This window comes from Nostoc sp. 'Peltigera membranacea cyanobiont' 210A, assembly GCF_002246015.1.
Classification (GTDB): Bacteria; Cyanobacteriota; Cyanobacteriia; order Cyanobacteriales; family Nostocaceae; genus Nostoc.
Genome location: NZ_NOLJ01000006.1, coordinates 451109 through 465040, shown reverse-complemented (window position 1 = coordinate 465040; position 13932 = coordinate 451109). Strand labels below are relative to the sequence as shown.

Below are 13932 nucleotides of genomic sequence, written 5' to 3'. Positions count from 1 at the left end.
TTTAGTGGGGAGTAGAGAGTGGGGAGTAAGGGGGATGAGGTTTTGAGCATGAACGTTGAGCCTTTTAGAGGATGTTTGAAAAGTCCTCTTCTCGGTAGTGAAAAGTTCTAGATCCCCCTAAATCCCCCTTAAAAAGGGGGACTTTGATTCCGGGTTCCCCCCTTTTTAAGGGGGGTTAGGGGGGATCAATAAGTGTCTAACATCACAGCCAAACATTTTTCAAACAACCTTTTAGCTTGAACCTTAAGTCTTTTAGCTCGAACCTTAAGCCTTTTAGCTCGAACCTTAAGTCTTTTAGCTCGAACCTTAAGTCTTTTAGCTCGAACCTTAAGCCTTTTAGCTTGAACCTTAAGCCTTTTAGCTCAAACGTTAAGCCTTTTAGCTCGAACCTTAAGCCTTTCAGCTCGAACCTTAAGTCTTTCAGCTCAAACGTTAAGCCTTTTAGCTCGAATCTTAAGCCTTTTTGCTTGAAACTTGAGGTTATGAGGCTGAAACTTTAAGTTCTAACTCTCTCCCTCATCCTTTTTCATAGAGTACTAGACTAGTAGGTTGCAATTTCACTTCTTGTCCCACAGACAGATGTTCAGCAGCTTCAGAACCATGCCCAGACCATGAGGTATCAGCAGAGTCCAACAATTTATTAGCATTATGCTCAAACGGCAGAGTTACCGTCACTGGCGACGAATTGAAATTCATCACAAATATTATTTCACTGGATTCGCACCAACGGCGCACGATGACCACTTCCTTCTCTTCATCGCTAGTCGCTTCGATGAAATTGCGATCTTGGTTGAGAAGGGCTGGATGTGTCTTCCGTAAATTAATTAACTGACGATACCAATCCCAGAGAACTTTGTGCTTTCCTTCATTGCGTAATTCCCAATTCAGTTTAGACTTGAGGAAAGTTTCTGCCGATTCTGGATCTGGGGGATCGTCTGCATAGTGAAATGCTTCAAATTCTTCTCTGCGTCCGGCTCGAACTGCTTGAATCAAATCGGGATCGGAGTGACTGACAAAGTAAATAAAGGGTGCAGTTTCGCCGTATTCTTCTCCCATAAATAACAGGGGTAAGTTGGGCGACAGCAGCACAGCGCCAGCAGCTAACTTTAATCCTTCAAAAGAGATCCGCTGGGTGAGGCGTTCTCCTTTCATTTGATTGCCGATTTGATCGTGATTCTGAATGCAGACTGTAAACTGTGATAAAGGGCGATCGCGGCAAGATACGCCATGAAACCGTTTGCGATGTGGAGCATACTTCCAATCGTAGACAAAAGTATCGCTATAAGCTTTTGCTAAATCAGCACATTTCCCAAAATCTTGATAATATCCTTGGCGATCGCCTGTCAACAGTGTGTGCAATGCATGGTGAAAATCATCACTCCACTGAGCATCAAGACCATATCCACCCAATTCTGCCGGACGAATTATTTGCGGATTATTCATATCGCTTTCGGCAATTAAATGGCGTTTCCATTTTTGCCCTTGTTGTGAAAAATGATGAACTGCTTCCGCTAATTCCCACAAAAAATGCTTTGCCCCCAAGTCGTAAATTGCTTGAATGGCATCCAGGCGCAATGCATCAATGTGGAATTCACCCAACCAGTAAAGCGCATTTTCGATAAAATAATTTCGCACACCCTGACTATGGGCGTCATCGAAATTCAGTGCTTCGCCCCACGGCGTTTTATAGGTTTTAGTAAAATAGGGCGCGAACTGACTCATATAGTTGCCTTCTGGCCCAAAGTGGTTATACACCACATCCAGCACAACGGCGATATTATTTTGATGGCAAGCATTTACCAGTTGCTTGAGTTCGGCTGGACTACCGTAGGAATTTTGGACAGCATAAGGATAAACGCCATCATAGCCCCAGTTGCGATATGCCAGAGTTGCCTCAACATGAGTGTCTCCCGGAAACTGGGAGATGGGCATGATTTCAATGGCGTTAATTCCCAGTTCCCTCAGTTCTGGTAAACGGGGAATGATGGCGGTGAAACTTCCTTCTGGGGTGAATGTCCCAACGTGAACTTCATAGAAAATCATCGACTCTACAGGAATCCCAGTCCACCCTTCATCAGTCCACTCAAAAGAAGGATCGACAATTTGCGACGGCCCATGCACCCCTTCCGGTTGATACTGCGATGCCGGATCGGCAAAGTTGTCTTGGCCATTCAAGACATACCGATAAAGCGTACCCGGATACACATCGTTGACTTTCGTGTGCCAGTATCCCTCAGATTGAGGCTTGAGGGGAATTAACTGCTGTTCTGGCGTCAAAATTTTTACCGTGACGCTATCTAATAGCGGAGACCAAACTGTAAATTCACACTCTCCGTTACCCAAGTATTGAGCACCAATTTTCACGCAGTATCCTCCCGTCAGTTCAGTTTGTTGTGCCAAATTGCGGCGCGATGGCGTACCCGCCCTTTCCGGTGGCGATAAGCGAAGCTTAAGCCTTCGGCTATCGCAAATGTCATTGATTGCACAATGTTTACAAACACGCCAGATAGCATAATGGTTGGTCTAGCAGACTTTTTGCTAGCATCTGGAGGCGGATTTTTTACCAGAAAAAATTCTGTCTAATGACCAAAGAGGCAGGGGAGCAGNGGGGGATGAGGGGAAACCCCATAAATAAATATATTGGCTCTGAGACAAATACGTATTATTTATCGTCGCACTTTTCGCTCAAAATAAATATTTTTTCCTTGAGCATAAATACATTTATTAGCTCGTAACCCTAGACTGCTGGGGAATTACAGCATCTTTCTCCCCCTGCCCCCTGCCCCCTGCGTCAGACTGGGAATACGCTCACCTTTACTACCTACGGTTTGCAGCTACCATCTACACAGTACGATGATTGATATGTATTAGAACGTTTACCAAAGATTGCGTAGCGGTTATCGCGGATTTGTTCGTAAAAGCGATCGCCTGCCCATTTCATCCCCGGTAATGCTCGATAAGCGTCTACAAATATACTTCCTGCTGGCAATAACCGCCCAATTTCTTCTGCTGCATTACTGCCTTGCCAGCGTCTCTCAGGTTGATTGCCATCAATTAAAATCACCCCCTGTTCGCAATCTTGGGCTGAAATTCCCCACTGTAAAAGTGTTTGCTCATCTTGCATAGGACTGTAGCGAAACAGCTTTCCTTGGTCTAAGGTTTCTAGTAATTGCACCAGACTAACGCAGAGATTACAATTCCCGTCGTAGATTACGTAGTAATTCATAAAAATAACGGCTCTTTGGCAATTGAATTGTCGGATGTGTCTAAACACAACTTTGGTATTCTAGCTTAGAAAACTGTAGCGATCGCTCTTACCTCACCGAAACCAATCTCCAGTTCAAATATGCATAATGTCATCTAGCTTAAGTTGTAAATTTGGCAATAAATCAGAAGAAATAGTATCTACTAAGCGATATTGTTGTTTGTTGCTGGCAAACAGCGTTAACAAACGTTAAAGGTTGGTTGTTTGGGATTACCGATAAACATCACGATGCATTTGTACACCATGAAAGTCCTACAATCATAGTTTCCAAACAAGGACTATAAAATGTTTCTATATAAATTACTCTCACCACAAAAAATAATTAGCATTCTTACTTTTTAACAAAAGAACCTTGTGTATTGATTCCTGTTTAATATATAGTCTTTTTTCGTACACACATTGGCACAAGAAAATACTGGATACTTGCGACATGTAAGTATATCCTTAATTGTCAGACTTTGTATCTTAAAACACCAATTACCGAATAAACAAGTATGGCTAATATCACTGGAACCTCTCTAAACGATGTTCTTAACGCTACTGTTGGCAACGATGTAATCAATGGACTGAATGGAAATGACCGCTTAACAGGGAATGCTGGAGTCAATACTTTGAACGGTGGTCCGGGTGATGACAACCTTGATGGTAGAGATGGTAATGATATTCTAATTGGCGGATTGGGTAGAGATACCTTAGCTGGTGGAGCAGGATCTGATATCTTCCGTTACAACAGTGCTTTAGAGGGTGGCGATATTATCAATGACTTAAACGCATCTCAAGGTGATAAAATACAAGTTTCTGCATCTGGATTCGGAGGTGGACTCGTAGTAGGGCAATTACAACGTTCTCAATTAACTCTCGGTAGTGCTTTCACCAAGCCTAACCAACGCTTTAGAGTTGACACCAGTAGCTCGATTGTATTCTTCGACAAAGATGGTAGCGGTTCGCAATTTGGCTCCGTCGAAATTGCTAGAATAAACGGCGTTAATGGTCCTCAAATTATCGAAGTAATCGCCTAGAAAATTTTGGATTTTAGATTAGACCTCTTGCAAAAGTCCCTAACACCCCACCCCCAACCCCTCCCCGCTCTTCGGGAGGGGAGACAAAGCGTAGCTTTGGCGGGGTGGGGTTCTTTCNGATCCGATTTTAAAAATCTTACAGCAGATTTCAAATTGGTGATGTATACAAGCTAAGTCTGTTACCAAGCTGTAAAGCGTGTTTTACTCCTGTTAGCGCAGCGGGGCGCAGCCCATTCTAAATTCTGTTCTTTCTTCTTTTTGATTTATGCAAGAGGTCTATTGTAGGGTCGGGTGTCGTAGCTAGATGGACTATGGCACCATTAGCAGACATCAAAAAACTCAGAAGCCGAGTTTCGTAAATTTAAAAACCTAGTTATAGAAAAATATTCATGAGATACAAACTCTTGGGCAAAAGCGGGTTAAGAGTCTCTGAACTCTCCTTGGGAACCATGACCTTTGGTGAAGATTGGGGTTGGGGTGCATCTGTTGACGAAAGTCGTAAAATTTTTGATAGCTATGCAGAAGCAGGGGGAAATTTCATTGATACCGCCAACGGTTATACCGATGGTAGCAGTGAAAAAATTGTTGGCGAGTTGATTGCTAAAGAACGTGAACGCTTTGTAGTTGCGACAAAATATTCCTTTCCCTTGCGGATGAATGATAAAAAGGGCGATCCTAATGCCAGTGGAAACCATCGCAAGAATTTAATTCAGTCTTTAGAAGGTAGTTTGAAACGGCTGAATACCGATTACATTGATTTATTCTGGTTGCACGCTTGGGATTTCACAACACCGATTGAAGAAGTCTTGCGATCGCTCGATGATGTAGTCCGTCAAGGTAAAGTACTTTACATTGGTATTTCTGATACACCCGCTTGGATCGTTTCCCAAGCTAATACCATCGCCCATTATCAAGGATGGACGCAGTTTGTCGCTCTCCAAATTGAGTATAGTTTAATTCAACGAACACCAGAACGTGACTTGCTACCGATGGCTAAAGCTTTAGATTTAGCAGTAACACCGTGGTCGCCTTTAGGTGGTGGTGTGCTTACAGGTAAGTATAATCAGCCTCCTCAAGACAGTAGCGAACAAGGAAGATTAGTAAATCCAGCGTTTGGAACTATTTCAGAACGGAATTTAGCGATCGCTCAAGTTGTCAGTGAAGTTGCAACCCAAATTGGACACACACCTTCACAAGTAGCATTAGCTTGGTTACACGCTCAAAATGCTGTGATTATTCCGATAATTGGGGCACGTAAATTAACGCAGTTTCAAGATAACTTAGCTTCTTTAAATATCACCCTCTCGCCAGAACATTTGCAACGTTTAAATGAAGTGAGTCAAATTGAACTGGGTTTTCCTCATGACTTTTTGCACAATGATGTTATTCGCGATCGCCTTTTCGGTGGCACATTCAACACCATACAAAACCACCGTATTTAACTAATAGTCATAAACTTTAACATATTCAGGCATTAATTCAATCGGTCGTCAGAGAGTTTCGCCAAGCCTTGCAATTCTGTAAAGTTGGATTTAAAAGGCATTAACAACGTAGAAAGAATCATGAGCGACAACAGCATTACATCACGTTTGTACCCTACCCGCATTGACATTCCCGCTGAAGCGCGAGTGCAAATCGTGGTACTTCTCAACCAAACCTTGGCAGCTACTTCGGATTTGAAAACCCAAGCAAAGCAAGCGCACTGGAACGTTAAAGGTACTGACTTTTACCAGTTACACTTATTATTTGATGAACTTGCTGGGGAATTAGAAGAGTACATCGATCTAGTAGCTGAACGTGTCACAGCTTTAGGCGGATACGCTTTTGGAACAGCCCGCGCCGCAGCTAGTAATTCAATTTTGCCAGAATATCCCTTAGATATTTTGGATGGTAAAGACCATGTAACAGCCTTGTCAGATCGTTATGCATTCTATGCTAAACATCTTCGAGAAGCGATCGATAAAACTGATGAATTAGGCGACCTCGATACCGCCGACCTTTACACCGAAATTTCTCGCACCATTGACAAACGACTCTGGTTCTTAGAAGCTCATCTGCAAGTAGCAGAAATTAAGGCAGAGAATGGCAAAGCGGCTACTACTAAAACTCAAAAGATACCTGCTGGTGTAAAGTAAGCACTTCTGAGAAAAGTAGTCTTTCGTAAATCTAAATAGTATCTTTTTGGTAAGTACGTCACTTTTAAGTGCGTACTTTTCATTTATATGTATATACTTTACTATTGAAATAGTTCAAAACTAGATCGAAAAATTCCAGAATATCTTCGACAAGTGATACATCAAGATTAATACTGCAACTTGAATAAGCTAGTCGGTTAGTGAAAAAGTATCCTAATTTCATTCGATTACTAACTGTTGTACAGACGCGATTCATCGCGTCTCTTCTACAATTAATCGCGTCTCTAAATACTCATTAATAACGAGGTAAATATATGTCTCAAAATACAATTAGCCATCTAATTCACGATCGCAATGCCCGTGGTCACGCTAAAATGGGCTGGCTCGATAGTTATCACACATTTTCCTTCGGTAGTTTTTACGATCCCAACCGCATGGGATTTCGCTCTCTGCGAGTGATTAACGACGATCGCATCGCCCCTGGTGCTGGATTCCCTACCCACAGCCATCGTGACATGGAAATCCTCACTTATGTCTTAGAAGGTGCTGTAGAGCATAAAGACAGCTTGGGTACTGGCTCGGTGATTCGCCCTGGTGATGCACAGATTATGAGTGCTGGAACTGGAATCAGCCACAGTGAATTTAATCCCTCACCAACTCAACCACTACACTTACTACAAATCTGGATTCTTCCCGATCGAGAAGGGTTAGCACCAAGATATGAACAAAAAGCTTTTCCTCTAGAAGAAAAGCGCGGCAAATTACGCTTAATCGCTGCTAAAGATGGACGCGATGGTGCTGTGACAATTTACCAAGATGTTGATTTATATACATCTGTTTTAGAGTCAGGTGATGTCGTTAATTATCAAGTCAAACCCGGTCGCTATGCCTGGTTACAAATAGCGCAAGGCATAGTTAACCTAAATGGTGAAGAACTCAGAGCCGGCGATGGTGTACAAATCAACGGCGAAGAACAGCTAGAAATTAGCACCAACATCGGCGGCGAAATCTTGCTTTTCGATTTAGGCTAATATTGCAGCGAAAAGAGCGGTTAGAAACCACGTCTAAACAAAACTTGCTTCCGCAGGTTATAACAAGGGGCTTAAGCCCCTTGTTTTGTCTTAGTCCGCGCAGACCGACTTTGCCTGTGTAAAATGAGACTGTTGGAATATAGCGGTTCTCAGTTGCATAAAATACAGACCTAACCCCCAGCCCCTTCCTTTCTAGCGTTGGGGAGTAAAATTCAAAGCCTCTCTCCTAAAAGGAGAGAGGAATGAAAGTGAGGTCAAAGTGTATTGCATCCGAACGAGAAGCGCTATATATCCAAATCACAGTTATACTTTCTCATAAAACCACCAAAATACTTGGGGGCAATGGCCAAAAAGTTCTTAGTTTGGGAAAGATATATCAGACTTTAATAACTATTAGAGGTGGCTGTAATGCCGACGATTCATTTTGTGGATGGTGAAAAAGGCGGGGTAGGAAAATCTCTCTTTGCCAGGACAATGATTCAGTATTGTCTGGATAAGAGAATCCCATTTGTACCAGTGGAGACAGATAGATCGAATCCAGATGTCGCAGGGGTATATAAGGAGATATGTAAATATGCTGTGTTTAGCGAGAATGAACGACAGGCAAATAAGGCAGATAGAATATTTGAGTGGGCGATAGAGAAGCCAGTAATTGTGAATTTAGCCGCACAATCGCATAGAGCAGTACAAGGGTGGATTGAATCTAATCAATTACTTGAACTAGGAAGTTCGCAGGGAGTGATGTTTTGCAAATGGTTTGTATCTACAGGAGGATACGACAGCATCAACCTGTTTGCTCAGTCAGTGAATACTTACGGTGATAAAATCCCTCATATTCTGGTGAGGAATTTAGGGCTGTGTGATGATTGGGAGCATCTAGAGTCAGACTCCAACTATCAGAACATAGTAAATAAATATCAGATAAAAGTTATAGATTTTCCGAAGTTAGCATACAGAGAAAGAAACATAATTGACCAAAATCGCCTGACTTTTGCAGAGGCTAGAGAGTATAAAGAATTTGGGATAATTGGGAAACAGAGAATAGTGAATTTTCTGAAGCTTGCTTATGGTGCTTTTGAGAAAGTAGGTATCTGGTATGAAAAGGTTGAGTAGTAGTCATTTGTCATTGGTCATTTGTCATTTGTCATTGGTCATTAGTACCAATGACAAATGACAAACCTTAGCAGGAGATTGGATGGGGGTGCGATGGCGTACCCGTCTGCCGTAGGCGATCGCTTTGCGAATTTGACTACAATTCTTAGAAAGAGTAGCAAAAACCTAAATGTCTAAAAAGTCCGATTCTCAGTTTCAAAATCTCTTTAGTTCACCCAAATCAAGCAACTGGGACGAAAGATTAGCCCAAATAGCCTATCGTTTTAACCGAGAGTATCAACGTGAAACCTTTGAACTCCCAGCAGAGGTACAAGCGATGCCGATATTCCGCGAGTGGATTGGAGGTAGCTTCTCAAGTAGAATTGCTTCCCCTTTTTGGGAAGTTGCTGAACCTAAAAAGAACCAACACTGTATAGATATCGGCTGTGGTATCAGCTTTTTAATCTATCCTTGGCGGGATTGGCAAGCATTTTTTCATGGGCAAGAAATCAGTAATGTGGCACGCGATACCCTTAATTCTCGCGGGCCACAGTTGAATTCTAAGCTGTTCAAAGGGGTTGAGTTGGGAGCAGCTCATCAGTTAAACTATCCATCAGAGCAATTTGATTTAGCGATCGCCACCGGATTTAGCTGCTATTTTCCCCTCGAATATTGGGATGCTGTACTAGCAGAAGTCAAACGGGTGTTAAAACCAGGTGGACATTTTGTATTTGACGTTCTCAATCCAGAACAGCCCTTAGCAGAAGATTGGGCAGTTCTGGAAACTTATTTAGGGGCTGAGGTGTTTTTAGAGCCTTTGGCTAAGTGGGAAAAAACGATTAAGACCGCTGGTGCTAAAGTCGTAACGCATAAATCAGGGGAATTATTCGAGGTGTATAAGATCCGATTTTAAAAATCTTACAGCAGATTTCAAATTGGTGATGTATACAAGCTAAGTCTGTTACCAAGCTGTAAAGCGTGTTTTACTCCTGTTAGCGCAGCGGGGCGCAGCCCATTCTAAATTCTGAATTCTGAATTCTGATGTATTACTCAGGGATAAGTGGACTCATTGGATCTAAAGAAGTTGTAAAAACAAAATAGATTACCCCAGTTCCGAGAATCATCACAGCGAGACTGAACAGCAATACCCATCTGTCTGTTGGTTCGTAAGTATCTTCTTCGATATCACGACGGACAGCAAAATAGTGTGACGTTGAAAGCCACACCGTAATTAAACCCACCAGCGAGAAGACTAAACCTAATTTCCAGCCGTTACCAGGACGGGGTATCAAAGGTACTTGAAAGGCACGCAAACGCACGATGACGACACCGAAACCTAAAAGAGCGATCCCTGTCCGCATCCAAGCGAGGTAGGTACGCTCATTTGCCAAATGATCTCGGATTCTGGATGGATTCAGTCTTCCTGGCTTTTTTTTATCTTTATCTTCTTCTGTAGGTTTCAATTTTAACTGCATCAATAACACCCTTATCCCCAAAGCGGCTCTTATCAAAAAAATGCGAAGGTAGTAGGAAATATCTTTCCAGATTACTTGCACCCAGCGCAATAGTTGCGCTACTGAAATATGCCTGTTGTGATTGTACATTTTTTACAAAATTTATCTTAATGCAGATATGAAAATAAAACAAGCCTAAAATTGAGCATAGATAAACTCAAAAAAAATAGCCAAGATCAGAGAGATGTTTCACCAGTGTTTGTCCTGTTTCTCTGATTTTGGCTGTTACCCTATTTAAATTCAGAACAATCATTCAAAAATAGACTATGCAGTTCTATTTCAAGACTGATTGCTAGGCGCATTAGGAACTCGTGTATTTATGAGATCCTGCGATATATATGGGATAAACCAGTTAGCCTCTTTGCTGTCTATAACTTTTACAGTCGGGACATTCAATTCAATCGCAGCAGTATCTGGATTCCTCTTAATTACCAACTGAGTTCCATCAAGGATCTTCAGAGCCGCCGCTCCTGTCAATTCTTCACCTTGGCCATTAGGACTAGAGGTGAAATTTTCTACCTGGACATCATTCGGTAGATAGATGCCATCACAATCCCAGTTATTTTTAGTGGATTGACCATCAGCTAGAAAATATAGACCATTCTCGTACACTGCATCTTCATCTTCTTCATCATTTGGTCTTTTACCATATACCGCTATGGTATTACCTGTTTGGTTGCTGCATTGACCCCAATTGATTCCCGTCTCTAAAGCATATTTTTGCAGTGTTAATTCCTCGGTTCTTGTTTTAATTTCTTCTGGTGTGAGACCTTCAACTTGAGTTTGAGTATCTTTTGTCTGCGAGAGTTGCTTAAGAGCTTTAGTGACTTCGATGTAATCAGGGTTTTTGCTAAATTTTGGTCTATCAGCAAAAGAAGGTTGAGCAAAGGCGAGATTAGCGACAATCATTAAGACAATTAGCAGAGATTTCCAGATTTTCATGTTTTGATTCCTGTTAATGGGTAAGATATTTTCCAGTTTAGAATTCATTTTGCTCAGAAAATTCATCATGCACCTGTTTTTAGACACTTAATTTTTCTTGTTCTTCACTCGACGGCTGAGTAGTCAAACCTAAAATTAATGAGAATATATAACTAGAAACTACAGATAAAAGAGTCCAAGTAACATTTTCTGTGACAATAAACACGCCCAAACCAATTAAGATACAAGGTACAAAAGTGTTACCATTTTCAGTTAAAAAGTTGGCGATCGCAGGCAAATAGGTTAACTTGTAAGCGGTATAACACCATACACCAACTAGAGTAAAGAATACACTTAGTATCACCAGCAGACTATCTAATTCTGAGTTGGCAAACAGGGGCACATAGACGCTGATATTATCACTACCATTAGCAAAGGCGATCGCGGCTACATTGCAAGTTTGCGGAGAGAGAAAACTACTAACTATAGAGGGACAAGATGGCTCGGTTTCTTCTTCGGCTTCCTCTGGTGAATCCTCTTCGCGTTTTAGTAAACTGCTCACACCAATGATTATTGGCATTAACCCAAGTAGTCTAATCCAGTCCTGCGGTATGATTAGTCCACCGAAGAAACCAGGAAGGCTAGCAACGATCAATGCTGCAAAACCGAGATACTGACCAGCAAGGATGTGACGACTGCGAAACGTTTTGCTTATTTGTGAAAAAAGCAACGTTAGTATGACAATATCATCAATGTTGGTGGCAGTGAATGCGGTAATCCCTGTGGTAATTGCAGTTCCTAAATCGTTCATTTGTGGATGTCCTTATGTTCATGCTTGGGCATTGGGCACTTGTACTGAGCGAAGTCGAAGTATTGGGCATTGGTTACTCTCCCTCATCTCCCCCTGCTCTCTACTTGGCCGTTTGAGTCCGTGCCGAAGCCTTGATTTATACTTTAGTCAAATTAACCGATAGAATCAAATGCTTTTATTTGTCAGAATGATAAATGAAAGTGATTAAAATTTTGACATTAAGTCTTAGGGATACGATAAATGGCAGGAATGACGCTTGAGCAGCTAAAAATATTTCTGGCTGTGGCGCAGAACTTACACTTTACTCGCGCAGCAGAGGAGCTTTATATTACACAACCTGCCGTCAGTGCAGCGATTCACAACTTAGAGCAAGAATACGGTGTGAAACTGTTTCATCGGATTGGTCGCCATATCGAGATTGCTGAGGCGGGTAAATTACTGCAAGTGGAAGCGCAAAAAATTCTCGATCAAGTTTCCTTGACAGAAAGGGGGTTGCGAGAATTGAACAATCTGCAACGGGGTGAATTGAAATTAGGGTCGAGTCTGACAATTGGCAACTACTGGCTACCAAGTAAGATTAGTGAGTTTAAGAGCCAATATCCTGGTATCCAGATTGACTGTACCCTTGCCAATGCAGAAACGATTTGTGTCGGTACAGCGATGGGACAGTTTGATTTAGGTTTGGTGGAAGGAGATGTGAAGCCAGCGCTTCAGAATACTTTAGACTATGAAATAGTAGCTAGCGATCGCTTGCAAATTGTGGTCGGTCAAAAACACCCTTGGTTTGAGTGGGGAGAAGTTGATTTAAGCCAACTAACTCAGACTCCGTGGGTGATGCGGGTGCGGGAATCTGGAACACAGCAAAGGTTTGAGGAAGCGTTGCAAAATTGGGGGATCAACCTCAGCGAACTGAATGTAATTTTAGTGTTCACCAGTGGTGAGATGGCAAAAGCCGCAATTGAAAATGGCGTAGGCGCAACTGGAATTTCTGAGTTGATGGTAAAAAAAGAAATCCAGCTTGGAACTCTGCGGGCAATTCGAGTTATTGATAACCGAGAAGGCAACGGTGCGATACCTTCAACGGTAACAGAGCGACTTGCCTTGACTAGTGCCGAGCGGCTTGCCCTGAGCGCAGTCGAAGGGAGCCGAGGTAGCGAAGTCGAAAGGAGCCGAAGTGTGGGCTACACTTACGCAGAAATAGTTCGACCTTTTTTCAAAATCAAGCATCGTCAGCGTTTTCAAACTGCTCTTTCCAAAGTCTTTGAACAAATGTTGATATCGTCTGTGTTGGATGGTTCACATCAACATTTATCAGTTATTTAAAGGGGATTGGGGATTGGGGATTGGGGATTGGGGATTGGGGATTGGGCACAAGAGGCAGAGGTGCAGAGGGGCAGAGGGGAAAAACTTACTGCAACTGCTCCCCTGCTCCCCTGCTCCCTACACCTTGCGCATATTTCTACTGATGGGGTCAAAACCTCTAGAAAAGCGCGTACTTTCATCATAGTAAGCGCCAGTTAGATTCGCTCCATACAACTTGGCATAGTTGAGTTTTGCTCCCCGGAGATTTGCTTCATTCAGATTGGCACCGCTCAAATTAGCTCTGGTCAAATTCGCTTTGGCTAAATTAGTACTACTCAAATCTGCTCCCCAGAGTTTAGCTTTAGCTAAGTTAACTCCACTCAAGTCAGATCCCCATAAATTAATTCCAGGCAAATCGGCTCCAATCAGCTTGTTACTACTCAAGTTGACGGCTGGAAAATATCTTTCTCCTGCGGCAAAACGCCTTTTTAATTCTTCAGCATTCATGCGTCGCGTTCACCTTCTTTAGCAATACAGAAGTTATTTGTTCCCATTCCTGGCTTAGTTCTCCTGAAAATACTGGCTGACCACTGCGTTGATACCAGAAATGGGCATTGTTCAAATCGCCTTCTTTGCGGTGCAGATAAGCATGAACCCAGGCACTGTCAGCATCGCTGGCATCTGTAACTATTTCATGAGCTTTGTTCCAATCACCTTTGTTGTCATACCACATTGCTTGCAGCCCTTTTGGTAGTGTCTGAGGACATGGGCGCTGCTTTTCGATCAATCGCAGGAATTCCTCTGTATTCACGATCGCCACCTAACAAGAATTAAACTTCTAT

14 protein-coding genes and 1 pseudogene are annotated in these 13932 nt (G+C 42.4%); 7 read left to right on the top strand and 8 right to left on the bottom strand.

From position 1 onward, the window contains the following. Positions 1 to 516: 516 nt before the first annotated feature. The 3 genes and pseudogenes from treZ to CDG76_RS39680 all read right to left on the bottom strand — a co-directional run. On the bottom strand, positions 517 to 2364 hold the full coding sequence (treZ, locus tag CDG76_RS21265; RefSeq protein ID WP_094350914.1) for a malto-oligosyltrehalose trehalohydrolase: 1848 nt from the start codon (positions 2362 to 2364) through the stop codon (positions 517 to 519). A 457-nt stretch (positions 2365 to 2821) separates the two neighbouring features. Beyond that, on the bottom strand, positions 2822 to 3226 hold the full coding sequence (locus CDG76_RS21260; protein WP_094350913.1) for a thiol-disulfide oxidoreductase DCC family protein: 405 nt from the start codon (positions 3224 to 3226) through the stop codon (positions 2822 to 2824). A gap of 114 nt (positions 3227 to 3340) precedes the next feature. Then, positions 3341 to 3492 (bottom strand): annotated as a pseudogene (locus CDG76_RS39680) (Uma2 family endonuclease); the annotation flags it as partial. Between the two features lie 267 nt (positions 3493 to 3759). Here CDG76_RS39680 and CDG76_RS21255 point away from each other — a divergent pair. The 6 genes from CDG76_RS21255 (at position 3760) to CDG76_RS21230 (ending at position 9455) form a co-directional block, all read left to right on the top strand. Continuing rightward, on the top strand, positions 3760 to 4284 hold the full coding sequence (locus CDG76_RS21255) for a calcium-binding protein (RefSeq protein ID WP_094350912.1): 525 nt from the start codon (positions 3760 to 3762) through the stop codon (positions 4282 to 4284). Positions 4285 to 4673: 389 nt separating this feature from the next. Beyond that, positions 4674 to 5726, top strand: coding sequence for an aldo/keto reductase (locus tag CDG76_RS21250; RefSeq protein WP_094350911.1), 1053 nt, complete (start codon positions 4674 to 4676; stop codon positions 5724 to 5726). 120 nt (positions 5727 to 5846) lie between these two features. After that, a complete protein-coding gene (gene dps, locus CDG76_RS21245) occupies positions 5847 to 6419 on the top strand; it encodes a DNA starvation/stationary phase protection protein Dps (RefSeq protein ID WP_094350910.1) in 573 nt (190 codons plus the stop codon). 314 nt (positions 6420 to 6733) lie between these two features. Continuing rightward, positions 6734 to 7450, top strand: a complete 717-nt coding sequence (locus CDG76_RS21240) for a pirin family protein (RefSeq protein WP_094350909.1) — start codon at positions 6734 to 6736, stop codon at positions 7448 to 7450. 408 nt (positions 7451 to 7858) lie between these two features. Beyond that, positions 7859 to 8563, top strand: coding sequence for a mobilization protein (locus CDG76_RS21235; protein WP_094350908.1), 705 nt, complete (start codon positions 7859 to 7861; stop codon positions 8561 to 8563). Between the two features lie 169 nt (positions 8564 to 8732). Then, the gene (locus tag CDG76_RS21230; protein WP_094350907.1) at positions 8733 to 9455 is read left to right on the top strand and encodes a class I SAM-dependent methyltransferase; all 723 of its coding nucleotides are present in this window, start codon (positions 8733 to 8735) and stop codon (positions 9453 to 9455) included. Between the two features lie 133 nt (positions 9456 to 9588). Here CDG76_RS21230 and CDG76_RS21225 read toward each other — a convergent pair whose 3' ends face one another. From CDG76_RS21225 to CDG76_RS21215, 3 genes are all read right to left on the bottom strand, one after another. Beyond that, positions 9589 to 10017, bottom strand: coding sequence for a YidH family protein (locus tag CDG76_RS21225; protein ID WP_094351079.1), 429 nt, complete (start codon positions 10015 to 10017; stop codon positions 9589 to 9591). Between the two features lie 318 nt (positions 10018 to 10335). Next, a complete protein-coding gene (locus CDG76_RS21220; protein WP_094351078.1) occupies positions 10336 to 10998 on the bottom strand; it encodes a hypothetical protein in 663 nt (220 codons plus the stop codon). Between the two features lie 79 nt (positions 10999 to 11077). Beyond that, positions 11078 to 11788: a cadmium resistance transporter gene (locus CDG76_RS21215; RefSeq protein ID WP_094350906.1), complete on the bottom strand. Its 711-nt coding sequence runs from the start codon at positions 11786 to 11788 to the stop codon at positions 11078 to 11080. 240 nt (positions 11789 to 12028) lie between these two features. Between CDG76_RS21215 and CDG76_RS21210 the strand changes: the two genes are divergently transcribed. Next, the gene (locus CDG76_RS21210; protein WP_094350905.1) at positions 12029 to 13111 is read left to right on the top strand and encodes a LysR substrate-binding domain-containing protein; all 1083 of its coding nucleotides are present in this window, start codon (positions 12029 to 12031) and stop codon (positions 13109 to 13111) included. Between the two features lie 117 nt (positions 13112 to 13228). Here CDG76_RS21210 and CDG76_RS21205 read toward each other — a convergent pair whose 3' ends face one another. Both CDG76_RS21205 and CDG76_RS21200 read right to left on the bottom strand, forming a co-directional pair. Further along, positions 13229 to 13597 (bottom strand): pentapeptide repeat-containing protein, encoded by a 369-nt coding sequence (locus tag CDG76_RS21205; protein WP_094350904.1) that lies wholly within the window; start codon positions 13595 to 13597, stop codon positions 13229 to 13231. After that, positions 13587 to 13901 carry a hypothetical protein gene (locus tag CDG76_RS21200; protein WP_190240923.1) on the bottom strand — a complete coding sequence of 105 codons (315 nt, stop codon included), beginning with the start codon at positions 13899 to 13901 and terminating at the stop codon, positions 13587 to 13589. The genes CDG76_RS21205 and CDG76_RS21200 overlap by 11 nt, the downstream gene beginning before the upstream one ends. Positions 13902 to 13932: the final 31 nt, after the last annotated feature.